We start from the raw sequence: 24,157 nt of genomic DNA, 5'->3' as shown, positions 1-24,157 counted from the left end.
ATTTGACGACGCCGCAGCCTCCGCCCCAAGGCGATGGTTGCGGCGCATGCCTAAAAGCCCACCGCCTGACCGTCCTTGCGGTGGTCGCTGCCGGCAATATAGCCGTTGGGCAGATAGCTTCTGGCGAGGCAGTTCCCGCCGATGTCGCGTTTTCGCTTCGGCAATCCCTAACGTATTCCACGCATCAATATTTTCAGCATGGTTGTCAGAAAGAACTGCGCTCCCCTCTTGGCGCCAATCCGCGCGCCTGCTCCGGCACCTCGCAGAACGGCTTGGCGGGTGGTTAGCACCTCTCCACGGGCTGCTGCCTCGCTTACTACCCGCGCACCTGCCGCCTTACCTTCGGAAAGTGTCTTTGTGAAGATCTCTGCGGGATCACTCATCTAAATTATCCCCCATCATATCTAGAAAGCAGATTTCATGATTTAATCTGCTCGATTTTAAAATATCATATATTTGTGCGTGTAGGAAGAGTGTTCAGGAGAGGGCGAATGGGTGTTGGAGGACAGGTTATGTCAGGGACTTAACGAGTCTTCCCGATTGTATGAGTAGCGAATTATTATCCCGAACAAACGTGTCTCACGTGGTCTTCGGGTGAAAGATAAGGTATATCAGCAGACTGGAGTTAGTAATGTAAGCGGATGGAAGATGCAGTAAAAATTGTCGGGGCTATGGAGACTGTGAGCCTGGATTGAGTATCGAATGGTCGCTGCGGTGGCCCACTCGCCTTGCCGTTAGTAGCCCACCGCCTGACCGTCCTTGCGGTGGTCGCTGCCGGCAATATAGCCGTCGGCGAGCCGATGAATGAGCTGCGCGCCGCCGAAGCTGAAATCCGTGTCCGGTGCGACCCGCTCGATCTGATGGCCCATCCGTTCCAACTCTGCTGCGACCTCGGTGGAGATGCCCGTTTCGAGGGCAACCCGGCGCCCGGCGATAAAGCGCCAGCGCGGCGCGTCACTCGCCGCTTGCGGGTTCTGCCGCCAAAGCTGCGTGCGCAGGACCATCTGCACGTGACCCTGCGCCTGCATCGCGCCGCCCATGACGCCGAAGCTCATGAGGGGCGTGCCGTCACCCATGAGAAAGCCCGGAATGATCGTGTGGAAGGGGAGCTTGCCGCCTGCGACCTCGTTTGGGTGGCCTGGCGCGAGCACGAAACCGGAGCCCCGATTCTGCAGGTGGATGCCGGTTTCGGGCACCACCACGCCGGACCCGAAGCCCGCATAATTTGACTGAATGAAGGAAACCATGCGTCCGGCGGCATCTGCGGCCGAAACATAGACCGTTCCGCCCCGCCTCGGTGCGCCGGCGGTCGCGTCGGATGCCCGGTCGTGATTGACCAGCGCGGCGCGTGAAGCAAGGTAATCGTCGTCGAGAAGAGTGTCGGGTGAGATCTCCATGTTGGCCGGGTCGGCGACGAAACGATGCGCGTCGGCGAGCGCCAGCTTCATCGCCTCGATTTCAAGATGAAGGGCCTCGGCGCCGTCGGGGTCGAGGCTTTCAAGCTCGAGCCTGTCCAGAATGCCGAGCGCGATCAGCGCCGCGATGCCTTGCCCGTTTGGAGGGATCTCATGGAGTTCGGTGCCGTGGAACGGCTGGCTGATCGTTCCGCACCAATCGCAGGCATGGGCCGCGAGATCCTCTTCGTCGAGAACAGCATCATGTTGCTGGGCGAAATCCGCGATTTTGCGGGCGAGCTCGCCGCGATAGAAATCCTCGCCGCGGCTACCGGCGATTTTTTCGAGGGATCCGGCGAGGTGCGGATTGCGAAAGGTCTCGCCGGGCCGGGGAACGCGGCCTTCGATGAGAAAGTGGGGCGCGAAGCCGGGTTCGTGCCGCAATTTGTCGGCGCCTCGCGACCATAGCAGCGCAATCGAAGGCGAAACCGCAAACCCTTCTTCGGCATAGGCGATCGCGGGCTCGAACAAGGTTGCGAAGGGCAGGGCGCCGAAGCGCTCCGACAGAGCGACCCAGCCCGAGACGGCCCCCGGGACGGTGACGCTCTCCCAACCCTGCTGCGGCATTTCGGAAAGACCGCGGAAGCGCTCGGGCGACCAGGCGCGTGGTGAACGCCCGGAGGCGTTGAGGCCGTGGAGCTCGTTCCCGTCCCAGACGATGGCAAAAGCGTCGGAGCCGAGCCCGTTGCCGGTCGGTTCGACCACCGTCAAAGTGATTGCCGCCGCAAGTGCTGCATCGATCGCGTTTCCGCCGGCAAGCAGCATGCGGAGGCCCGCTTGCGCCGCCAGCGGCTGCGAGGTGGAGACCATGTTGCGTGCCATGATCGGGGTGCGCACGCTGACATAGGGATTGTCGTAGGAAAGGGCCGAGATGGTCGTTCTCCGCGGCGGGAAGCGGCTGGCGCTTGCTGGACAGGCAATCTCGGCAGCTTCCCCCAGAGGTCACGCCTCTGCAAGCCAGCCCATGCGATCCTCGCTTCCCTGTCGATGTCTGAGATGGCGGAGACGAAATTCCGCGTGCGCAGAGAGCGTTTGCTCGCCGATGGGACTTTCCGTGGCCCCGACCAGATCCTATAGAGACGACAGCCGAGCCGGCCGCGATGGCATGGAATTTGTCGGCATTCCTGCTAGTCTTCTGTTGAAGCAAGGCTGGAATCGCTGCGAAAGGTTTCGGCAAGGCAAAGGACGGCAGAGACGTATGCAGGCGCGCATCTACAAACCGGCTCGCACGGCGATGAGCTCGGGCCAGGCCAAGACGCATGAATGGGTATTGGAATTCGAGCCGGAAACACCGCGCTCGATCGAGCCCTTGATGGGCTATACGGCTTCAAGCGATATGCGCTCGCAGGTGCGTCTGCGCTTCCCCTCGAAGGAGGAGGCCGTGGCCTACGCGCAGCGCAACAAGATCGCCTATCGCGTCTATGAGCCGAAGGAAAAGAAGCGGGCGACGATTTCTTACTCCGACAATTTCAAGTTCAATCGGCAGGTGCCGTGGACCCATTAGGCGCGCCTTTGCGCCTTCCGGCCCCGTAGCTCAGTGGATAGAGCACCGGCCTTCTAAGCCGATGGTCGCAGGTTCGAATCCTGCCGGGGTCGCCATTGATCTTTTGAATCGAGAAATGTCTCTAACTTCCTGATCCAGAATGTTGTTTGAGGCGCGTTAGTGCGCCCCTCAAAGAGCCAGGATCGCGCGAAAGTCATTGACGTTCGTCAGCGTCGGACCGCTGATGACGAGATCGCCGAGAGCTTCGAAGAAACTGTAGGCATCGTTGCGCGCCAGAGAGTCGTGCGCGTCGAGACCGAGGTCTTTGGCACGTGCGAGCGTGTCGGGTGCACAAAGCGCGCCGGCATTGTCTTCGGAGCCGTCGATCCCATCCGTGTCGCAGGAGAGCGCATAAATCCCCTCTGCGGAATCGAGCGCGATCGCGAGTGCCAGAAGATACTCCGCGTTGCGGCCGCCGCGCCCGTTACCGCGCAAGGTGACGGTGGTTTCTCCCCCGGACAGAAGCACGAAGGGCCGCGCCAGCTCGCCCCGGGCAAGCTTGGTGCGGGCCATACGGCCATGCTCTGCCCCCAGCTGCCGTGCTTCGCCTTCGAGGTCGTCACCGAGAATGAGCGGAGCAACGCCACAATCGCGGGCGATCTTGGCCGCATCTTCCAAAGAACGGTGCGGGGCCGCGATGAGGCGGAAGGTGCTGCGGGACAGGCGCAAGGCACCCGGCTTCGGCGTTTCGGCCTCAGGGCTCGCAAGCCATGCCTCGGCCGCGGCGGGGAGCTCAATGCGGAAACGCGCAAGGACATTGCGTGCGTCGGCGAGCGATGTCGGATCGGCGACCGTCGGTCCAGAAGCGATCGCCGCGGGGTCGTCGCCTGGAACATCGGAGATGGCGAGGGTCAAAACCGGAGCTGGCCAGGCCGCGGCGGCCAGGCGACCGCCTTTGACGGCGGAGAGATGCTTGCGCACGCAGTTCATGGCGCCGATCGGTGCACCGGAGGCGAGGAGTGCCCGATTGATCTCCTGCTTGTCGGCAAGGGTCAGGCCATCGGCCGGAGCACTCAAAAGGGCCGAACCGCCTCCCGAGATCAGCGCGATGACGAGATCGTCCTCGGTGAGATCGCGGAGAAGATCGAGCATGCGCCGCGCCGCCTTTTCACCTGCCACGTCCGGGACCGGATGGGCGGCTTCCACGATCTCGATCGATCGGCACGGCACCGCGTGGCCGTAACGTGTGACGATCAGGCCTTCGAGAGGTCCCTCCCACTTGTCTTCCAGGGTTTTGGCCATCGCCGCTGAAGCCTTGCCTGCCCCGATGACGATGGTGCGGCCGGCGGGCGGCGAGGGCAGGTGGGGCGGCAGGCAGGTCGCCGGGTCGGCAGCGCGAACTGCCGCGGCAAAAAGCATTCGCAGGAAAGCCTTTGGCTGGGAAAGGTTGGGAGCGCTCAACATCGAGATCGCATCGTCGCTGGCCCTTGTCGTTAGCACTGCCGCGCGCGGCGCTTGCGTGCCGGCCCTTGCCGGCTTAGCACCAGCCGCGAATGTTCAAAAGGCGAGACTTCGATGTCTGAGGCTCCGTTGGATGCGCGACGCTCGCGGCTTATCGGCTGGCCAAGCCGCTTTGCGCCCCTTGCGGGACTGATCACGATCCTCGTCGCGATCATCCTGTTTCTGCCCGGTCTGACGGCGCTGCCACCGATCGATCGCGACGAGGCGCGTTTCGTCCAGGCGACGAAGCAGATGCATGAGAGCGGCGATTTCATCGACATCCATTTCCAATCCGAAACGCGCTACAAGAAGCCCGTCGGCATCTACTGGCTGCAGGCGGCTGCGACCGCGCCTTTCGGTGGAGCAGAAGCTCCGATCTGGGCCTACAGGATCCCGTCGGCGGTTGGCGCCGTGCTCGCCGTCCTTGCCACCTATCTCGCCGGGCTGTCGCTTTTCGGCCGGCGCGCGGCCTTCATCGGCTCGCTGCTCATGTCCGCCACGATCCTTCTCGGGGTCGAAGCGCGGCTTGCCAAGACCGATGCGGTGCTGCTGGCGCTCACCGTTTTTGCGCAGGCGATCATGGCGCGCGCCTGGATGAGCGGGCGGGGCGAGGCAGAAGAGAGCGCCGGACTGACAGCGCCGCCTTCGCGCGAGCCACTTTCCTGGCCGCTCGCACTCGCGTTCTGGATTGCGCTTGGTGCCGGGATCCTGGTCAAGGGCCCGGTCATCGTCATGGTCTGCGGCCTGACGCTGATTTCTCTGATGATCGGCTCGCGCTCGTTTGTCCCGCTCTTGCGTCTCCGGCCATTGCCCGGGCTCGTCGCGATGCTCATCGTGACACTACCCTGGTTCGTGGCGATTACGCTTCTCTCCAACGGCGCCTTTTTCGGGGACTCGCTGGGTCATGATTTGATGGCCAAGGTGGCAAGCGGGCAGGAGAGCCACGGCGCGCCTCCGGGCACCTATCTTGGACTTTTCTTCGCGACGGCCTGGCCGCTCACGCCCTTCGCTCTCCTCGCTCTGCCGATGATGATCCGGCAGTGGCGTCATCCTGACATCTTCTTCTGTCTGGTCTGGATCGTGCCCGCCTGGCTCGTCTTCGAAGCCGTGCCGACCAAGCTTCCCCATTACGTCTTGCCGCTTTATCCCGCTTTCGCGCTCCTCGCCGGCGTGGCGATGGTCCGCGGGGCGGTGCTTACCCGGGCCTCGCTGCGGATCATCATCGGGCTCTTGGCCGCGGCCGTTCCAGTCTTCGTCGCCATCGGCATCGTGGTCCTGCCGCTCTATCTGGAGAAGCGTCTTCCCGCAGGCGCGGATGTGGCGGCAGTGGCCGCCGCAGTCATGGGACTTCTCGCCGCCCGAGCGTTGACGAGGGGACACGACGAGAGGGCCGTCGCCGCCTCGGTCCTTTCCGCGGCGCTCCTTTATGTCGGTGCCTTCCAGCTGGCCTTCCCGGGTCTCGATGCGATTCGCGTCTCGCAACGAGCGGTCGCTGAAGCCGAGAAGGTGTCGTCGTGCCCCAATCCGGAGTTGGCGGCGACCGGCTACACCGAGCCGAGCCTCGTCTTCTTCGGGGGCACGGATGTGGTTCTCGGATCCTCCGAGGACGTCGCGAAATTCCTGGAAGAGCCCGGATGCCGCGTCGGTCTGGTCGAGGCGCGGCGTGACGCTGAGTTCCACGCATCGGTCGCCGCCGACGGGCTGACGGTCGTGCGCCGGGGCGAGGTTTCTGGATACAATTATTCGCGCGGGCGGCCCGCAACGGTCGGCATCTACGAAACGGCTCCGGCTGCCCAATGAGTGATTTCAAGGACCGCTGGAGCCTGACCGCGCGGCAGCATCTCGTGCGGGGACGCGAGCGGGCGCTCGCTTTTTCGCGTCTTTTGAACGAGAGGCAGCGCGATCGTCGTCATCCGCCCTATCGTCCGACCCCGATCGGCTTTCTCAATGGCGTCGTGTTGATCGGGAGCGTGCTCGTCGTTCTTTTCATTCTGGCGGATCCCTATCTGACGCTGTTTCAGGCCACGATGCAGCCGGAGGTGCGCGACTTCCTCGAATTCGTCACTGATATCGGCAAGTCCGACTGGATGCTGATCGCCACCGGCGGTTTTCTGATCTACCAGATTTTTCGGGATATCTCGGTGCACGGCATCAGGCGGCGCGCCGCTGTCGTGCGGGCCTCAGCGACGGCGACCTACCTGTTCGTCTCCGTGCTGGCGGCCGGTCTCATCGTCGTCGTCCTGAAATACGTGATCGGGCGGGCGCGCCCGAAGCTCTTCGACACGGAAGGTCTGGCCGCCTTCCATCCGTTTTCGTTCGATCCGAGTTGGGCGAGTTTCCCTTCGGGCCATGCGACGAATGTCGCCGCACTCGGGGTGGCGCTGGCATTGCTGTTTCCGCGGGCGCGAATCGTCATCCTGACCGGGGCCTTCTGGATCGCCGTCAGCCGTCTTGCGACGCGCTCGCATTATCCGACCGACGTGGTTGCCGGTTTTCTTCTCGGTGGGGCCGTGGCCTGGCTCACCGCACGCATATTCGCAGAACGCCGTCTCGTCTTTCGCCTGGACGCGGCTGGCCGCATTGAAAGGCGCCATGTGCACCAGAAAGGCACGTCATGACTTCGCCCCTCTCGCCGGAAGTCTCCGTCATCGTCCCGTGCAAGGACGAGGCCGGCAATATCGGGTTCCTGATCGACGAAATCGCAACGGCGCTTTCCGGGCGGTCCTTCGAAATCCTCGTCGTCGATGATGGATCCCGTGATGGGACCGGTGAAACCGTCCGCGCAAGCGCGCGCCAGCACCCGCAGGTGCGACTGTTACGGCATGAGACGAGCGCCGGCCAAAGCGCTGCGATTCGCAGTGCTCTCGAAGCGGCCAAGGGCGATGCCATCGTCACCATCGACGGAGACGGGCAGAACGACCCAGCCTATATTCCAGCACTTCTCGATGCACTCTCCGCTGGTGGCGATCAGGTCGGCCTGGCAGCCGGGCAGCGGGTCGGGCGCAAGGCGAGCTTTGCCAAGCGCTACGGGTCGCGTATCGCCAACCGGGTGCGGCGGGCACTCCTCGATGACCAGGTGCGAGACACCGGTTGCGGCCTCAAGGCCGTCCGCCGCACGTTGTTCTTGCGCCTGCCTTATTTTGATGGTTGGCACCGCTTTCTGCCCGCGCTGGTGAGGCGGGAAGGCTACGAGATCGCACTCGTCGACGTGGCGGACCGGGAACGGCGGCACGGCACCTCGAAGTATGGCATCTTCGATCGCCTTTGGGTTGGCATTGCCGATCTTTTCGGGGTGTGGTGGTTGGCCAGCCGGCGCAAGGTGCGTCCGCAGCTGAGCGAGGAGAATCTGGATGAGTGACGTGTGGAACTGGATCCACGAGGTCTTTGTCGAGCAGTTCAGTCTGTGGATTGCGCTCGGCTTCGTCGCCCAGTTCATGTTCATGATGCGCTTCGTCATCCAATGGCTGGCGAGCGAAAGGGCAGGGAGGTCCGTCGTTCCTGTGGCCTTCTGGTTCTTCTCGGTCTTTGGCGGGTTCCTGCTCTTTATCTATGCGCTGCATCGGCAAGACCCCGTCTTCATCCTCGGCCAGGGTCTCGGCCTGTTCATTTATTTCCGCAACTTGTGGCTGATTTTTCGCGAAGAAAAATCACCGATGAAAAGCGCCGGCTGAGAGACTCTCAGCCGGCCTGCCATTCATTCGGCGGCCTGATGTCGATCAGACTGCGACCGCCGCAAGAGCCTGCTCAAGGTCTGCGATCTGGTCTTCGATAGCCTCCAGGCCGATCTGAAGACGGATCACCGGACCTGCCTGCCATGTCGTGACGCTTCGCGTTTCCCGCAGCTCTGCCAGCGTGGCCAGGCTTTCGAAACCGCCCCAGGAAAAGCCGAGGCCGAAGAGGCGCAGAGCGTTCAGGAAGGTCGCTGCGTCGTCTTCTGTGCCGGCGAGCTCAAAGGCGAAGAGCCCGCTCGAGCGACCGAAATAGCGCTTCCAATTGTCATGCCCTGGGCAGCTTTCCATCGCCGGGTGGAGAAGCCTTGCGACTTTCGGCTGGTTCGCCAGCCATTTCGCCACCTCAAGGGCCTGACCTTCGTGCTGATCCATGCGCAGCTTCATGGTGCGCAGGCCACGCATGGCGAGGTAGATCTCGTCGGGGCCCGCCTGGATGCCGAGATTGGCGTGCGTTGCGGAGAGTTTTGGCCACATTCTCTCATTGGCGCTGATCGAGCCGATGAGCACGTCGGCATGACCGCCGACATATTTGGTGCCCGCCTGAATGGAGAGGTCGAAACCTTCGGCGATCGGCTTGTAGAGAAGCGGCGTCGCCCATGTGTTGTCGATCATCGTGATCGCACCGGCGGCCTTGGCGAGTTCGAGTGTCGCTCCGATATCGGGAACTTCGAAGGTGAGAGAGCCGGGGGCTTCGACGAAGACCGCGCTTGCACCGCCATCGAGGGCTGATTTCAAAGCCTCGAGATCCATCGGATCGTAATAGCTCGTCCTCATTCCCCAGCGCTTCAATGTCTGATTGCAGAAGCGCCGCGTTGGCCCATAGACGTTGTCGGGCACGAGAATCTCTTCTCCGGCCGAGAGCGCCGACAAGATCGCGACCGTGACCGCGGCAAGGCCCGAAGGGACGAGAACCGTTCCGGAGGCTTCTTCAAGCTCGGTCCAGACCTCGTTGAAGGCCTCGATGGTCGGCGTGTTCATTAGACCATAGGCGTAGCGGCTCTCGCGTCGCCCTTTCATCTCGTCCACATCATTGAAGAGAACGGTTGATGCCCGGACCAGAGGCGGATTGATGAAACCGTGAAATTCCTTCGGGTGGCGCCCGCCGTGGGTGACGAGAGTGGCCGCTTTGCGGCGGGTGTTGGACATGCTTGTTCCGTCCTTGTTTTTACTCATGCGGGTCTCCGCGTCATTTGATCGCTTCTCGAGATTGCCTCTGTTTGCCTCAGACGACCTCAGGGCCGCAGGCTTGACCGGGGCCAGTAGATAGCTTTCGATGGCCGCATGGACGGGGTTGCGTCAAGCGGCGTCTGGCAGGGAAGAGCGAGGCGGGGCTGCTTCGCTTTGGGCGCATGACTGCAAATCATCGTTCTAAGAACCAAACCGGTGAACAGGAATCGTCATATGAAGAAATCCATCGTACCGCTCGTAGCCGGAGCGGCCCTCGCTGTGACGGCCGTCTCCGCGTCTGCGGCGACGCTTGACGACGTGAAGGCCAAGGGCTCCGTGCAATGCGGCGTGAGCCAGGGCTTGCCCGGATTCTCGAACCCTGATTCTCAGGGCAACTGGACCGGCCTCGACGTGGACACGTGCAAGGCGATCGCCGCCGCCATTTTCGGCAATGGTGATGCCGCGAAGTTCACACCTCTTTCGGCGAAGGAGCGCTTTACCGCGCTGCAGTCGGGCGAAGTCGACGTTCTCACGCGCAACACCACCTGGACGATGTCGCGCGACACCGATCTCGGGCTGAACTTCACGGGCGTGAACTATTACGACGGCCAGGGCTTCATGGTGCCGAAGGATCTCGGCGTCTCATCGGCTCTGGAGCTTTCGGGCGCCAGCGTTTGCACGAACACCGGCACCACGACCGAGCTCAATGTCGCGGATTATTTCCGCAGCCACGACATGGATTACGAAGTGGTCGCCTTTGAGAAGGCCGACGAGGTTGTGGCCGCCTATGATGCCGGCCGCTGCGATGTCTACACGACCGATCAGTCGGGCCTTTACGCCCAGAAGCTGAAGCTCACCAATCCCGACGACCATGTCATCCTGCCGGAGATCATCTCCAAGGAGCCGCTCGGCCCGGCCGTTCGCCAGGGTGACGATCAGTGGTTCAACGTCGTCAAGTGGACGCTGTTTGCGCTCATCAACGCCGAAGAGCTCGGCGTCACGCAGGACAATGTCGACGAGATGAAGAACTCCGACAACCCCTCGATCAAGCGCCTTCTCGGGACGGAAGGCTCGTTCGGCGAGTCGATTGGTCTCGACAAAGATTGGGCGGTGAACGCGATCAAGGCCGTCGGCAATTACGGCGAGATGTTCAACCGCAATGTCGGCCCGGATACGGAGCTTGGCATTGAGCGAGGGCTGAACAAGCTGTGGAGCGACGGCGGTCTGCAATACGCGCCGCCGGTCCGCTAAGAATAAACATGGGCCCGGCCGAGCGATCGGCCGGGCCCCTTGCCATCAAACCGGGCGCTCACGATCCGGGATGGCATGGAACCTGCTAGCCGAGGGGACATGGCTGTTCAGGACGTATTGCCGAGCCGAAAAGGCTCGAGTGGATTTTCTGCACTCAACGACCAGCGAGTACGTGGCGTGATCTTTCAGGTTCTCCTGATCGTCGCCATCGTCAGTTTCGCCTGGTGGATCATTCACAACACCGCCGCCAATTTGCGGGCACAAGGCATCGGTTTCGGCTTCGGCATTCTGCGGGATTCGGCCGGTTTCCAGATCAATCAGACATTGATCGACTACCAGGAAACCTCGTCCTACGTCCGCGTCTACTTCGTCGGGCTGCTCAACACGCTGCTTGTCTCTTTCATTGGCGTGATCCTCGCCACGATCATCGGTTTTATCGTCGGGATCTCCAGGCTTTCCAAGAACTGGGTCGTGGCGAAGGCTGCCTATGTCTACATCGAGGTTCTGCGGAACATCCCGCTGCTTTTGCAGATCTTCATCTGGTATTTTGCGGTTCTGCGGCTCCTCCCGGCCAAGCGCGATGCGATCGATCTCGGACCGTTCGGGCTTCTCAACATCGCCGGCTGGTACGCACCCAATCCGGTTCTCGGGCGAGGCTTTGCGCTCGTGGCGGCTGCCTTCATAATAGGCATCGTCGCAACTTTTGTTCTTCGCGCTTGGGCGAGACGGCGACAGATGGCCACTGGTCAGATCTTTCCGCTCTTCCGCGTGGCCCTCGCGCTCATCATCGGGCTGCCGCTCGTTGCCTATTTCGTCGCCGGCTTCGCGTTCGCCAATCCACCATTCTCTCTAGAATACCCGACCCCGGGCAATTTCGGTCCGCGCGGTGGTCTGCGTGTCTTCCCTGAATTCATCGGGCTTTTGATGGCGCTCAGCTTCTACACGGCCTCCTTTATTGCGGAGATCGTGCGGGCGGGGATTCTTGCGGTGCCGAATGGCCAGACGGAGGCATCTTACTCCCTCGGATTGCGGCCCGGTCACACTTTGCGGCTTGTGGTTATCCCGCAAGCCATGCGCGTGATCATACCCCCGCTCACAAGCCAGTATCTCAATCTGACGAAGAACTCCTCGCTTGCCGTCGCGATTGCCTATCCCGACCTCGTTTCGGTTTTCGCGGGGACCGCGCTCAACCAGACGGGACGCGCGGTGGAGTTCATCCTCATCACCATGGCCACCTATCTGACGATCTCGCTTGTCACCTCGCTCTTCATGAACTGGTACAACCGCAGCGTCGCGCTGGTGGAGCGCTGAGCCATGTCCGATATCCAATCCGAAACCGATCTCGTTTATGTCCGCGACGAGATGCTGTCTCAGTCTCCGCCGCCGCACCGCGAAAGCGGACCCCTGGGCTGGCTGCGCAAGAATCTCTTTTCGAGCTGGTCGAACGCGCTTCTGACGCTGATCGCGCTTTATGTGATCTGGATCGTCGTGCCGCCTCTCATCGATTTCGCTTTGGTGCAGGCCGTGTGGTCCGGCGATAGCCGCGACGTCTGCACTACGATCAACCAGGGCGGCATCCAGCCGAATGGATGGTTCGGGGCCTGCTGGCCTTACGTGAAAGACTATTTTGCCCAGTTCATCTATGGGCGCTATCCGGTCGAGGAGCGTTGGCGCGTCAACATCGTCTTCGCTCTCTTCGTTCTCGGCGTCGTGCCGCTCCTCATCCCGGCGGCGCCCTTCAAGAGCATGAACCTGATCTATATGGCGATCGTCTTTCCAGTCGCGGCACTCCTGCTTTTGACCGGCGGCCACATGGAATTCGAGAGCATGATCGGGATCGGGCGGGAGCTCGCACCGCTCGGCAGCGGCCTCGATTTCTGGATCGAATATGCGCTTTTGACCCTGGTCGTGCTCGGGATCGGCTATGCGTGGGCGAGGGGAACTGGAGCCCCGGCCGGCGGACTTCTGAAGCTCGTCCTGACGGTGATGCTCGCGCTGGCCGCGGTCATCTTCGTGCTCAGCCTCGATCTCGGACTTGAATTCGTTCCGACGTCGATCTGGGGTGGGCTGCTTGTCACCCTGGTCATTGCCATCACCGGCATTGCCGCGTCTTTGCCGCTTGGCGTCGTGCTCGCTCTCGGGCGTCGCTCAGACATGCCGATCGTGCGCTTCGTCTGCGTCGTCTTTATCGAATTCTGGCGCGGCGTGCCCTTGATCACCGTCCTTTTCATGTCCTCGGTGATGCTGCCGCTGTTTTTGCCGGAAGGTGTTTCCTTCGACAAACTCCTGCGTGCGCTGATCGGCGTTGCCTTGTTCTCCGCCGCCTATATGGCCGAGGTCATCCGCGGGGGGCTGCAGGCGATCCCGAAGGGGCAATACGAGGGAGCGGACGCGGTTGGCCTTGCTTATTGGCAAAAAATGCGGCTCATCATTCTGCCGCAGGCGCTGACCCTCGTGATCCCGGGCATCGTCAACACCTTCATCGGCCTGTTCAAGGACACGACGCTCGTTTTGATCATCGGCCTGTTCGATTTTCTCGGCCAGATCCAGTCGAGCTTTACCGACCCCAGCTGGTCGACGCCGGTTCAGGCGACGACCGCCTACTTCTTTGCGGCCTGCGTCTACTGGATTTTCTGTTTTTCCATGTCGCGGTATTCGATCTTCACCGAAAACCGTCTTCGCACCGGCCATGCGCGTTAGGAGCCCCCTTTGATGAGTGAAACCGAGACCAGTGCCCCCGTCTCCACGGAAGAGAACGGTGCGGCCGACATGATGGATACGAACGCCGGTCCTGCCGTGGAGATGCGCGGCGTCAACAAATGGTTCGGCGAGTTCCATGTGTTGCGCGACATCAATCTGAATGTGCGTCGCGGCGAGCGTATCGTGGTGTGCGGGCCGTCGGGCTCGGGCAAGTCGACGATGATCCGCTGCATCAATCGGCTCGAAGAGCATCAGAAGGGCGACATCATCGTCGATGGGATCGAGCTCACCAACGACCTGAAGAAGATTGACGAGATTCGTCGCGAGGTCGGCATGGTGTTCCAGCACTTCAATCTCTTCCCGCATCTCACGATCCTGGAGAATTGCACGCTGGCGCCGATCTGGGTGCGCAAGATGCCCAAGCGCGAGGCCGAAGAGGCGGCGATGCATTACCTGGAGCGGGTGAAAATCCCCGAGCAGGCCAACAAATATCCGGGACAGCTTTCGGGTGGCCAGCAGCAGCGTGTGGCGATCGCCCGCGCTTTGTGCATGAACCCGCGCATCATGCTCTTCGACGAGCCGACCTCCGCGCTCGATCCGGAGATGATCAAAGAGGTGCTCGACGTGATGGTCGATCTCGCCAAATCCGGCATGACCATGCTCGTCGTCACGCACGAGATGGGCTTTGCGCGGCAGGTGGCGAACCGGGTCATCTTTATGGATGCCGGTCAGATCGTGGAGCAGAACGAACCCGAGCAGTTCTTCACGAACCCGCAGCACGACCGCACCAAGCTCTTCCTCTCGCAGATTCTGCATTGATCGACGGGCAGGCTGGGTTTTCAGGCAGGCCGGCAGCGGCTCGATCACGTCGAAGCCTTCGGTGGCTGAGCCGCTGCCGGCTGTCTTCAGCCTGCCGCTTGTGCGGGTTGGAAGCGCAGAGGGCGGGGAGTTGCTTCGTCAGGCGCTGAGACCGGTAGGAAGCTATTCAAACTGCTTGCGATTATGGCGGAACTGCGGACTTCGCAGGGCGTTTGAAGCGGGTAGCAGACACCCGCCAGGCCCATGACTTCAACCGATTCCGAAGCTGACGACCGTCCCTCGGAGGCGACCTCTCAGCAAGCCGACACGCCGCTTGAGCCGCAGCGCCAACGCGCGTCCTGGCCCCTTACGGGTCTGTTTTTGATCGCTCTAATCGGCTCGCTCTATCTGGCGAAGGGGTTCTTCCTGCCGGTCGTGCTGGCGTTCCTGTTTGCGCTCGTCTTGAGCCCCGTGGTGCGTTTCTTTTCGCGGCGGGGAATCGCGGAATGGGTGACGGGGGCGCTTCTCGTCTCCTCAACCTTCATCATGCTCGTCGGCGGCTCCTACATCCTGAGCGATCCGATCGGCGAGTGGGTCGATCGCGCGCCCAGCATTGCGCGGGAGATGGAGCGAAAAGTCGGCTATCTGCGTGGTTCCGTCGAGCAGCTGCAGCGCGCATCCAAAGAGGTGGATAAGTTCACCACCGGCAAAGGGGGGCCAGCGCCCGGAGCGGCACAGGAGGTGGTGCTGCGGGAGCCGGGGCTCTTGTCGGATGTCGCGACCAGCACACCCGATATCCTGGCGCGCGTTCTCCTTTGCCTCGTACTGCTCTTTTTCCTGCTTGCGTATTCGGAGCTCTTCTACGTCAAGCTCGTGCGTTCGATGCCGTCGCTCAGTGACAAGAAGCGAGCCTTGCGGATTGCGCACGACATTGAGCGCGAGCTTTCTCGCTATCTTTTCACTGTCACCTTCATCAACACGATGCTGGGCATCGCGATCGGCTCGGGCATGTGGGTCATCGGCATGCCCAATCCCGTGCTTTGGGGCATCCTGGCGACGTTGCTGAATTTCATCCCCTATGTCGGGTCGATGATGGGCATCGCGCTTTCGGCCGTGGTCGGCATCGTCACGTTTCCGACCCTCGGCGAGGCTTTCTATCCGCCGCTCGTCTATCTCTTCTTCACCGCCATGGAAGGCAATTTCATCACGCCGATGGTGGTCGGACGGCGGCTTGAAATGAACCCTGTGGCGGTTTTCCTGTCGATCGCCTTCTGGGGCTGGCTGTGGGGTTTCGTCGGCATGTTCATGGCCGTGCCGCTTCTCGTGGCGATCAAGATCTTCGCGACGAATATCCCGAGTCTCGGGGCCGTGGCCGAGTTTCTCTCCGGCGATCCCCGGCGAACCGTCGAGGAGCCGGATGACGCCGATGAAGCGAGCTCTCCGAGTGGGTGATAGTCACTTTTTCTGAGGCTTCGACTTTGGTTGCCGCGCCGACTTGGGACGTGCCGGCCTGGGTTGCTGCGGGGACGGGGAGGGAAGTTCTTCCGTCAGCTCCTTGAGCGAGTCCGATAGGGCAAGATTCACCTGCGCGAGCATCTGCGCGAACTTGTCTCGATCGGCCTGCTTCCAGGCGCCAAACAGCGTCTCGATGCGTCCAAGCCTTGCCAGGCGCATCGTCTCGGCGCTCTCGGCGCCGAGACGCGTGCGCTCGATCAGGGTGCTGCGTCCGTCGGCCGGATTTTTGACGCGGCGGATCAGGCGCCGCCGCTGCATGGCGGCGATCTGCCTCGTGACGGTTGAATCGTCGAGGTCGAGGTGGTGGGCGAGGTCGGTGACGCTGGCGGGGCCTTCGCGCAATTGCAGCAGCAGAAGATAGTGGGCACGCTCAAGGGGATAGCCGCGTTTGCGGTGGACCGCCTCCAGCCTTCGCGCAAAGAACGCCAGTTCGCGTTCCAGCTTTTCGATCACCGCCGTCGTGTCCGTCATGCCGGCCTCCCGCTCGTGCGCGGCCTTATCAAAATACCTGTATTATACAGCTTATTCTTGGGTGCGGGCCGAGCATATGCCTGTATCATACACCTGTTTTTGACGTTCAGGATCCGCATGTCCGCCACTTCCGCATCTCCCCATTTTATGGATCAGCCAAAAGCCGTTTGGGCGACCGCTTTCGCCTGTGTCGTTGGCTTCATGTCGATCGGTCTGGTCGATCCGATCCTCACCTCGATCGCAGCGGGGCTCAACGCATCCCCCAGTCAGGTATCGCTACTGTTTACCAGCTACTTTTTCGTCACCTCGGTGATGATGCTGGTCACAGGTTTCGTTTCCAGCCGGTTGGACCGTCGCAAGACGTTGATGGTGGGGGCACTTCTCATCGTCGGGTTCTCCGCGCTTGCCGGAACCTCGCAGTCGGTCGGCGAACTGGTCGCGTTCCGAGCCGGGTGGGGTCTCGGCAACGCGACGATATCGGAAATCTCGTCCATGGAAGCGTTGCCGACGCGATGGAACGTCAGACCGGACGGGGGCCGCGCCTCGTGACCGTGTCTTCGTCGGAGACCGGGTCCGCTGCGAGCGCCTACGGAAGATGGGTCGCAAAGAAAATGGGCCCGCGATGGCGGACCCATTCGTTTCTGCCGTTCGGTCACAAAGAGTGGCGAGTTACCGGCTCGTGCTTCGCCTAAATCCGCCGACGGCGAATTGTTCCCTCTTACGGTGAATTCGCGGGCGGGACGTGACTCGGCAGGCTGAAGCCTTCCGGGACCGGAAGCTGATGCTCCCGCCGGCCCACGGCCTCAAATCCGAGGCGCTGGTAAAGCGGTAAGGCTGCCGGGTGATCCATCGTGCAGGTATTCACAGTCACCGCTTCCGCGCCGCGCGAAAAAGCTTCGTTGACGGCGGTGCCGAGGAGCCAGGGCCCGATGCGGCGCCCCTTCCAGTCGGGCATGAGACCGAAATAGACGAGGTCGACAGTCGTGGGGTCGGCGAAGTTGAGCTCGAAAAAGCCGGCCGGTGCACCATTCCCGTAAAGAACCCAGACTTCGATACCGTCGCCGTGGATGCGCTCGGCCAAGGTCGCATCGTCGAGCCCGTGCCGTTCGACCCAGAGATAGCTCCGACCAATCGTGGCGTAGAGATATCGGTAGAAATGCAGGGGGCAGTTTTCAGCACGCATCAGCGCAAGGCGAATGCCGGCCGGGGGCGGGGGAAGGTGTCGCGGAGGCGCACTCATCCGCAGATCCGTGATGGTCGTCGGCACCAGACGCGTCATTCGCTTCCCCGTTCGATGGGCGTATCGGTTCTCCCGCCCCATTCCGCCCATGAACCATCGTAAAGGGCCACATCCCGCTTGCCCGCAGTGGCCAGCGCGAAGCTCAAGACGGCGGCCGTGACGCCCGAGCCGCAGGATGTGATGATGGGTCTGTGCCAGTCGACGCCGGCTTGCTCGAAAAGTCGACGGATGGTGCCTGGTTCGGCCAGGCTTTTGCCGTCTTCCGCGAAAAGCGCGCCGAAAGGCAGATTGAAAGAGCCTGGCATGTGGCCGCTCTTGAGACCGGGGCGCGGTTCGGCCGCTTCGCCGCTGAAACGCGGCGCGGGGCGTGCATCGACCACCTGCGCATTCTTGTTGGCGATCGCATTTCGCACCCGCTCGAGATCGGCAACCGCGTCACGGTCGAACCGGACGTTAAAGGTTGTTTCGGGAGGCGAGGGTGTTTCCGTCTCCAGCGGCAGTCCCGCCGCGCGCCAGGCCGGCAGGCCGCCCTCGAGGAGCCGCACATCGGCGGCGCCGAAGATTTTGAGCGTCCACCACACGCGCGGCGCGGAGAAGCAGCCCATCCCGTCGTAGACGATGATCGTATCTTTATCCGACAGTCCGAGCTTTCCTGCCGCTTCTGCGAAAGCTTCGCGGCTCGGCAGCATGTGCGGCAGGTCGGTGTCGGGATCGGCGATCCGGTCGATATCGAAATAGACCGCACCGGGTATATGTCCGGCCCCGTACTCCGCCTTGGCATCGCGCGCATGGGCGGGGAGGTACCAGGAGGCGTCGATTACTTTCACCTTTTCGTCCGCAAGGTGCTCGTTGAGCCACTTGGGACTGACCAGCATGGTGCCCATCGTCAGCTCGCCAGCTGCAAACGGATTCGGCGGTTCTGGCGGCCCTTCTTCTCGATCTTGCCAATCTTGAGCGCGCCGATCTCTCCGGTGGAGCGCACATGGGTGCCGCCACAGGGCTGAAGATCGACCGAACCATCGGCGCCAATCGCTACGAGCCGGACCTTGCCGGAGCCGGTCGGCGGCTTCACGCTCATGGTCCGAACGAGGTCCGGGTTGTCGGCGAGTTCTTCGTCCGTAATCCAGCGTGTTGTCACGGTGTGGTCAGCTTTCACGAGTTCGTTGAGCGCATCGGTCAGCGCGTCTTTGTCGATGGCATCCGCCTCGGCGATATCGAAATCGAGCCGGCTTTCCGCCGCGCCGATCGATCCTCCGGTCACAGGGAAGGCGATCAGCGAGCAGAGGAGATGCAGGGCGGTGTGCATGCGCATATGCGCGTGACGTCGGTCCCAGTCGACGAGGAGTTTCACATGCTCGCCCACTGAAGGGAGCTTTGTCTCGCCAGCCGGCACATGCACGATCTCAGATTTGTCTTCGCCATAGACGGTGGCGCCGATCGCGACCTCTCCGTCGGCGAAGAGAAGGCGTCCGGTGTCGCCCGGTTGGCCACCACCGGTGGCGTAGAAAACGGTCTTATCCAGGATGACGCCGCCACGATCGTTGATGGCGACGACCTCCGCCTCGCATTCCTTCAGATAGGCATCGCTGCGAAAGAGAAGTTCAGTCGGCCCACTCACTCGGGCACCTCCTCGAATGGAATATCGATCGCCGGCGGCTGCGACAGCCAGGTCGGCACAGGCAGGTTCTTAGCGCGCAGGAAGTCGGGATTGAACAATTTCGTGGCGTAACGTGCGCCATGGTCGCACAGAATGGTCACGATACGGTGGCCCGGACCCAGCTCGCGGGCCATGCGGATGGCTCCCGCGACATTGATCCCCGACGAACCACCCAGGCACAACCCTTCCTTCTCGACGAGGTCGAAGAGGACGCTCATCGCTTCCGAATCGGGAATGTTGAACGGCATGTCGACGGCAGCACCTTCGAGGTTGGCCGTGATCCGCCCCTGGCCGATGCCCTCCGTGATGGATGAGCCGGAGGATTTGAGCTCGCCATGGGCATAGTAATTGAACAAGGCTGCGCCGTCGGGATCGGCGAGCCCGATCTTGATCGAACGGTCCCGTTCTTTCAGCGCCATGCCGCATCCGGCGAGTGTGCCACCCGTGCCGACGGCACAGATAAAGCCGTCGAGCTTGCCATCCGTCTGCCGCCAGATTTCCGGACCCGTCGTCTCGATATGGGCGTTGCGGTTTGCGGTGTTGTCGAACTGATTGGCCCAAATCGCTCCGTTGGGTTCCTCTGCGGCGAGCCTCTCGGCAAGTCGCCCCGACACTTTAATGTAGTTGTTGGGGTTGCGGTAAGGCACGGCAGGGACCTCGAGCAGGCGCGCGCCATGCAGACGAAGGGCCTGCTTTTTCTCCTCAGACTGCGTTTGCGGGATGACAATGACGGCCCGGTAGCCAAGCGCTTTCGCAACGAGAGCGAGCCCGATGCCCGTATTGCCGGCTGTCCCTTCGACAATGGTCCCGCCCGGCTGCAACAATCCACGCTTTTCCGCATCGCGGATGATGCCAAGGGCGGCGCGGTCTTTGACCGACTGGCCTGGGTTGAGAAACTCGGCTTTGGCAAGGATTTCGCAGCCGGTCATCTCCGATGCGTGTCGCAGCCGCAAAAGGGGTGTGTTGCCGATCGTTTCCAGCACGGACGGTGTGATGGCAGCGGGCATAGATTCTCCTCGCGTCTTGCACTCTCGGCGGAACAGGGGGCGGCGCCGCAGAGTTATGGGGGTAGCGCAGGCAAATGCGCCTTCCCCCCGGGGTGTCTGTGCTCACATTTATGCCCCGCGCACCCGTCGTAAAGGACAATCTCGCTTGCAAGCCTGGAGCGATCTTTAGGGTTTACTGGAACCAAGTGACGCCCTATCGAGATGCCTCCCGGCACCTGCCCGACTGCACGCCTTGGGGGGCAGCATAGCGGAAGGGTTTCACGGGATAACCTTGGGTTATCGCGGGCCGGACATGTTCTCGCACAAGGAACTCCCCCAATGGACATCAATCCTGACCGTCTGGGTAAGGTCGCGATCATTGCTGCGATCAGCTCGCGCGAGGAGGAAGAGGTCTTCAAGCAGTATATCGCTGCGAGCACGCGCTTGAAGCTCGGCATCACCTTTGTCAGCGGTATCCGCACGGATGTGACGAAGACATTCGTGAAGTCGCTTGTCGCCTGCGCGCTTCAGAGCCACATCATTCACCACCATCACAACGAAATCCACGCCGTCATCCACGCGGGTCTCGAATGCCTGAAGGGCGTCAGCTCGGACGTCGCGGCAGAATCAAGCCTGAAGCTCAAGGTGGCTATCGTTTCCGACGGAAGATGGCTTGCCATCGCCGCGCACGGCGAATCGGCGTTCCACCCCGAAACGAACCATGAGCGCATGGGCTTTGGGGTGATGCATCTCTAGAGGCGGAGCCTGACGGTTTCCGGATTCGCGTGGCGCGGGCGGGGGAGGCCGCGCTCTGCATAGTCCGCTTCACGGTCCCAGTTTGGAAATCCCTCCGTCTTCAGCGGCCTCGTTTCGCTGGAGATCCCGTACCGACGCGTGACTGACTTGATCGTCGGTTGAACTCGCCTCCGTCCATCTCGATGGGAAGAGGTATTCTCTCGGCCCACCTTTTGTGGGCGGACGTGCGCCGGCTCGGAGCGGATGCTGCTTCGATAAGGTGCGGGCCATTTGCTGCGCCACCCCGGTCCATTGCGTAGATTGAGCCGCTTCGTTCTGTCGAAGCGAGACGCCCGTCGGCATGCGGGCGCGAGGGAGCGCGGCGTTTTCTGTTCACGTAATTGTACGTGCAAAATTATAAACGACGATCTCAATCATGTTCAATTTGGGGCTGACGAGCCGCGAAAACGTCGCGTTTTCAAACTCTTAGTGTACGTCTTGGAAGTCGAATTTTGTTGCCTGCGCAACCTGGCCGAAGTGCGGAGAATCCGCCGAGAATTTTTGTCGAGGCAACTTAATTATCTGAAAAGACGAAACAATCCGACTTTGTACGTCTCGCTTATAATGATGCCATTTTGCCGCAACCGTTGGCCAGACAGAGGTCTGGACTCTTCGGCTCCATAGTGAGATATACGACTTAAGTCGGGGGTACCGATACGGGAACTCGACGGGCCCTCGGGCCATGTGATGCTCCGCTTGGCGGAGATGTACTGCTCTTTCGAGAGCTAGTGATACAGTGATCAGGGGTGACGCCAACCGCTTTGCGGAGGTGAGCACCTATCTTCAGAGCCCCTCTGGGGCGTGTGATCTCGTGACTGGAGCAGCTTGGGCGCCCCTTCGGGGAGTTCGTTCCATCCTTTGCTCAAACCCATTCCTCACCAGTGACTCAGTGTTCTCCGTGCCGGTGAACTCTTGAATCTCCTTGCGGCTTTCGGCGCTTACGGGCGCTTGGGGTCAACGGGGAATTGCGCCCTCGCGCCGCCCGCTACGAGCGACGTTCGGACGCGGCGAACTCGCCGATGCAGGCTTTGCGCACGCTACGACCGTCATCGAAGCGCAGCCTGGGGAGGCGAAATGAGTACGAGATTATGCAAGCCCCTCAGCAAGTTACAGCGAACAATCCGGAGCAGACGCCCGCTTTCGAAGCCGGAGTGAGCGCCGTTGCCTGGCGCATCGGTTCGGCATTCCTCGCCGGCGCATTGCTCGAAGTCGCGACGCATCCGAAGCCGGGCCTCGTAACGGCCCGCTCCAACGGCGCGCACCGGGACATGGACATCTCGACCTTCATGGTGTCCTCGGCCGCGATCGCTCCCTGCTTCTTCCAATGTGCCGATGCAGGCCAACGTCATGAAGGGCAGGTGGTCAGCCTTCTGCCGGTCGTGCGCGCCATCGGTTCACATTATGAAGGCCTGCTTCTTGCCGCGACAGGCGGCATCAACACACAACGCGGTTTTCTCTTCTCCGCTGGTATCTTGAGCGCTGCGGCTGGTCTGCTGGCGCGCGAGCCGGCGGCCATGAGCGCCGATGCTCTCTTCGCGACTGCCGCTTTGATGGTCGATGGGCTTTGCGCCCGCGAACTCTGCAGTCTTGCCGATCGCGAACCGGCGACTGCCGGCGAGTGGCTTTATCAGCGCTACGGCGTCCAAGGCATCCGCGGCGAAGTTGAAGCAGGCTTTCCGACTGTCGCCGAGGCTGGGCTGCCGGCTTTCCAGGCGGCGCGCGAAAAGGGAGCGTCGGTCCAAACGGCTCTCATTCACACCCTCATTTCTTTGATGGCTGTCGCCGAAGACACGACGCTTCTGTGGCGCGGCGGCTTTGCGGCGCTCGACTTCGTCCGTGCGGAAGCCCGCGAGGTGCTTCGTCTCGGTGGGGCGCTGAGCGAGGCCGGCATGGCCGCGATCCGCCGTCTCGATGCGGCATGCATCACCCGAAATATCAGCCCCGGAGGTTCGGCCGATCTTCTCGCCATCACCTTCGGCGTCGATGCGCTCTTGAGCGGCCATCCTGCCCCCGGAGCCGCTTTCACCGACCAGCCCCTCACGGCGGGTCATTCCCCCAAACCCCCGAGGATCTCATGAACATCATTGTCTATGCCGGGATGGCCTACCTCCTCACTGCCGTCATCGCTTTTGGCGTGATCGGCGTCATCGTCGGCATCTCCAAATTCCTCTCCCAGCCTTCCGAATGAACCGGCAAAACCATGTTACATCAACTTCTTAGCATTTTCCCGGGTATCGGGACGCTCTTTATCCAGGACCCGGTTATCGCGTTTTCGCGCATCGGCCTGATCATCCTCGGCTTCACGCTCGCCTATCTCGGTTTCAAGCGCACGCTCGAGCCGCTCATCATGGTTCCGATGGGCATCGGCATGATGGCGGTCAACGCCGGCGTGATGTTCCTCGAGGCCGGCAAGATCGGTACGCTCATCATCGCGCCGATGGTCTCCGATACGGGACCGCTGGTCGACATCATGCAGATCAACTTTCTGCAGCCGATCTACAACTTCACCTTCGTGAACTCGCTTGTCGCCTGCCTGCTCTTCATGGGCATCGGCACAATGGCCGACATCTCCTTCATCCTGGCGCGGCCCTGGGCTTCGATCACGGTTGCGATCTGCGCCGAGCTCGGCACGTTCGTCACGCTGGTGATCGGCTACTACTTCGGCTTGACCCCGGGGCAGGCGGCCGCGGTCGGCTCGATCGGTGGTGCTGATGGCCCGATGGTTCTTTTCGCCTCTCTGATCATGGCGAAGGACCTGTTCGTCCCGATCTCCATCATCGCCTATCTCTACCTGTCGCTGTGCTATGCTGGCTATCCGTACCTCGTGCGCTGGCTCGTGCCTGAGAAGTATCGCGGCCTCGAGGTCGAGATCGACTTCCCGGATGTGTCTCCGCAGGCGAAGTTCGTCTTCACCGTGGTTGCCGCGGGCCTTCTCTGCCTGCTTCTGCCGGTCGCCGCTCCGCTGATCCTGTCCTTCTTCATGGGCGTTGCGATCAAGGAAGCCGAGATCGAGCCGTATCAGAAGCTTCTTGAGAACACGATCACCTACGGGTCGACCTTGTTCCTCGGCCTTGTGCTCGGCGTGCTTTGCGAGGCTTCGACCCTGCTTGATCCGCGGGTGGCCATCCTGCTCGTCCTCGGCATCACGGCGCTCGCCGTCTCCGCCCTCGGCGGCATCGGTGGCGGCTGGCTGGTCTGGCTCGTGAGCAAGGGCAAGTACAACCCGGCCACAGGTATCGCAGGTGTCTCCTGCATGCCGTCCACAGCCAAAATCGCCCAACGCTGCGCCTTCGAAGCAAGCCCCTACGCCATGATTATGCCTCTGGCCATGGGCGCTTCGATCTGCGGCGTCATCGTCTCCGCCATCGCCGTCGGCGTCTTCGCTTCGACGATCGGCCTGGTCGGATGA

The 24,157-nt window shown here is 61.8% G+C and carries 22 protein-coding genes and 1 tRNA gene; 15 read left to right on the top strand and 8 right to left on the bottom strand.

The features are described from left to right. Positions 1–734: 734 nt before the first annotated feature. Positions 735–2,276, bottom strand: coding sequence for a gamma-glutamyltransferase family protein (locus EO094_RS17895; RefSeq protein WP_128294204.1), 1,542 nt, complete (start codon positions 2,274–2,276; stop codon positions 735–737). Positions 2,277–2,652: 376 nt separating this feature from the next. Here EO094_RS17895 and EO094_RS17890 point away from each other — a divergent pair, with 376 nt between their 5' ends. Then, a complete protein-coding gene (locus tag EO094_RS17890) occupies positions 2,653–2,958 on the top strand; it encodes an ETC complex I subunit (protein ID WP_128294203.1) in 306 nt (101 codons plus the stop codon). 19 nt (positions 2,959–2,977) lie between these two features. After that, positions 2,978–3,053 (top strand) — tRNA-Arg (locus EO094_RS17885). A gap of 73 nt (positions 3,054–3,126) precedes the next feature. On the opposite strand, the gene EO094_RS17880 is transcribed toward EO094_RS17885, so the two are convergent. Further along, positions 3,127–4,356 (bottom strand): glycerate kinase type-2 family protein, encoded by a 1,230-nt coding sequence (locus EO094_RS17880; RefSeq protein WP_246008592.1) that lies wholly within the window; start codon positions 4,354–4,356, stop codon positions 3,127–3,129. Between the two features lie 156 nt (positions 4,357–4,512). Between EO094_RS17880 and EO094_RS17875 the strand changes: the two genes are divergently transcribed. Genes EO094_RS17875 through EO094_RS17860 form a run of 4 tightly spaced genes read left to right on the top strand, consistent with a single transcriptional unit; the run spans position 4,513 to position 8,108 of the window. Further along, positions 4,513–6,237, top strand: coding sequence for an ArnT family glycosyltransferase (locus tag EO094_RS17875; protein ID WP_128294201.1), 1,725 nt, complete (start codon positions 4,513–4,515; stop codon positions 6,235–6,237). Beyond that, positions 6,234–7,055 (top strand): phosphatase PAP2 family protein, encoded by an 822-nt coding sequence (locus EO094_RS17870; RefSeq protein WP_128294200.1) that lies wholly within the window; start codon positions 6,234–6,236, stop codon positions 7,053–7,055. The genes EO094_RS17875 and EO094_RS17870 overlap by 4 nt, the downstream gene beginning before the upstream one ends. Then, a complete protein-coding gene (locus EO094_RS17865) occupies positions 7,052–7,795 on the top strand; it encodes a glycosyltransferase family 2 protein (RefSeq protein WP_128294199.1) in 744 nt (247 codons plus the stop codon). Before EO094_RS17870 ends, EO094_RS17865 begins: the two co-directional genes overlap by 4 nt. Continuing rightward, positions 7,788–8,108 (top strand): lipid-A-disaccharide synthase N-terminal domain-containing protein, encoded by a 321-nt coding sequence (locus EO094_RS17860; protein ID WP_128294198.1) that lies wholly within the window; start codon positions 7,788–7,790, stop codon positions 8,106–8,108. The genes EO094_RS17865 and EO094_RS17860 overlap by 8 nt, the downstream gene beginning before the upstream one ends. A 45-nt stretch (positions 8,109–8,153) precedes the next feature. Here the strand turns inward: EO094_RS17860 and metC are convergent, their stop codons facing one another. Further along, positions 8,154–9,341 (bottom strand): cystathionine beta-lyase, encoded by a 1,188-nt coding sequence (metC, locus tag EO094_RS17855; protein ID WP_128294197.1) that lies wholly within the window; start codon positions 9,339–9,341, stop codon positions 8,154–8,156. 228 nt (positions 9,342–9,569) lie between these two features. On the opposite strand from metC, the gene EO094_RS17850 reads away from it, so the two are divergent. The 5 genes from EO094_RS17850 (at position 9,570) to EO094_RS17830 (ending at position 15,536) form a co-directional block, all read left to right on the top strand. Further along, entirely contained in the window at positions 9,570–10,586 is a 1,017-nt protein-coding gene (locus EO094_RS17850) for an amino acid ABC transporter substrate-binding protein (RefSeq protein ID WP_128294196.1), read from the top strand. Between the two features lie 99 nt (positions 10,587–10,685). Further along, complete coding sequence (locus EO094_RS17845; RefSeq protein ID WP_128294195.1) at positions 10,686–11,897, top strand: amino acid ABC transporter permease; 1,212 nt, start codon at positions 10,686–10,688, stop codon at positions 11,895–11,897. A 3-nt stretch (positions 11,898–11,900) separates the two neighbouring features. Beyond that, positions 11,901–13,286 carry an amino acid ABC transporter permease gene (locus EO094_RS17840; RefSeq protein ID WP_128294194.1) on the top strand — a complete coding sequence of 462 codons (1,386 nt, stop codon included), beginning with the start codon at positions 11,901–11,903 and terminating at the stop codon, positions 13,284–13,286. 69 nt (positions 13,287–13,355) lie between these two features. Further along, on the top strand, positions 13,356–14,105 hold the full coding sequence (locus EO094_RS17835) for an amino acid ABC transporter ATP-binding protein (RefSeq protein WP_128294346.1): 750 nt from the start codon (positions 13,356–13,358) through the stop codon (positions 14,103–14,105). 243 nt (positions 14,106–14,348) lie between these two features. Continuing rightward, positions 14,349–15,536, top strand: a complete 1,188-nt coding sequence (locus tag EO094_RS17830) for an AI-2E family transporter (protein ID WP_128294193.1) — start codon at positions 14,349–14,351, stop codon at positions 15,534–15,536. Positions 15,537–15,539: 3 nt separating this feature from the next. Here the strand turns inward: EO094_RS17830 and EO094_RS17825 are convergent, their stop codons facing one another. Beyond that, on the bottom strand, positions 15,540–16,052 hold the full coding sequence (locus EO094_RS17825) for a MarR family winged helix-turn-helix transcriptional regulator (protein WP_164879718.1): 513 nt from the start codon (positions 16,050–16,052) through the stop codon (positions 15,540–15,542). Positions 16,053–16,187: 135 nt separating this feature from the next. Between EO094_RS17825 and EO094_RS17820 the strand changes: the two genes are divergently transcribed. After that, positions 16,188–16,619 (top strand): MFS transporter, encoded by a 432-nt coding sequence (locus tag EO094_RS17820; protein ID WP_128294191.1) that lies wholly within the window; start codon positions 16,188–16,190, stop codon positions 16,617–16,619. A gap of 169 nt (positions 16,620–16,788) precedes the next feature. Here EO094_RS17820 and EO094_RS17815 read toward each other — a convergent pair whose 3' ends face one another. The 4 genes from EO094_RS17815 to EO094_RS17800 are packed head-to-tail and all read right to left on the bottom strand — an operon-like array spanning position 16,789 to position 19,974. Continuing rightward, complete coding sequence (locus tag EO094_RS17815) at positions 16,789–17,349, bottom strand: GNAT family N-acetyltransferase (RefSeq protein WP_128294190.1); 561 nt, start codon at positions 17,347–17,349, stop codon at positions 16,789–16,791. Then, positions 17,346–18,194, bottom strand: coding sequence for a 3-mercaptopyruvate sulfurtransferase (gene sseA, locus EO094_RS17810; RefSeq protein ID WP_128294189.1), 849 nt, complete (start codon positions 18,192–18,194; stop codon positions 17,346–17,348). The genes EO094_RS17815 and sseA overlap by 4 nt, the downstream gene beginning before the upstream one ends. 2 nt (positions 18,195–18,196) lie before the next feature. Further along, a complete protein-coding gene (locus EO094_RS17805) occupies positions 18,197–18,928 on the bottom strand; it encodes an alanyl-tRNA editing protein (protein ID WP_128294188.1) in 732 nt (243 codons plus the stop codon). Continuing rightward, entirely contained in the window at positions 18,925–19,974 is a 1,050-nt protein-coding gene (locus EO094_RS17800) for a cysteine synthase A (protein WP_128294187.1), read from the bottom strand. The genes EO094_RS17805 and EO094_RS17800 overlap by 4 nt, the downstream gene beginning before the upstream one ends. A gap of 318 nt (positions 19,975–20,292) precedes the next feature. On the opposite strand from EO094_RS17800, the gene EO094_RS17795 reads away from it, so the two are divergent. The 3 genes from EO094_RS17795 (at position 20,293) to madB (ending at position 24,157) form a co-directional block, all read left to right on the top strand. Then, positions 20,293–20,709, top strand: coding sequence for a HutP family protein (locus EO094_RS17795; protein WP_092816060.1), 417 nt, complete (start codon positions 20,293–20,295; stop codon positions 20,707–20,709). A gap of 1,127 nt (positions 20,710–21,836) precedes the next feature. Then, the gene (gene mdcB, locus EO094_RS17790) at positions 21,837–22,826 is read left to right on the top strand and encodes a triphosphoribosyl-dephospho-CoA synthase MdcB (protein WP_128294186.1); all 990 of its coding nucleotides are present in this window, start codon (positions 21,837–21,839) and stop codon (positions 22,824–22,826) included. Between the two features lie 122 nt (positions 22,827–22,948). Continuing rightward, positions 22,949–24,157 (top strand): Na+-transporting malonate decarboxylase, carboxybiotin decarboxylase subunit, encoded by a 1,209-nt coding sequence (madB, locus tag EO094_RS17785; protein ID WP_128294185.1) that lies wholly within the window; start codon positions 22,949–22,951, stop codon positions 24,155–24,157.

This window comes from Afifella aestuarii, from assembly GCF_004023665.1.
GTDB lineage: Bacteria > Pseudomonadota > Alphaproteobacteria > Rhizobiales > Afifellaceae > Afifella > Afifella aestuarii.
This window is presented reverse-complemented; position numbering and strand designations above follow the sequence as displayed.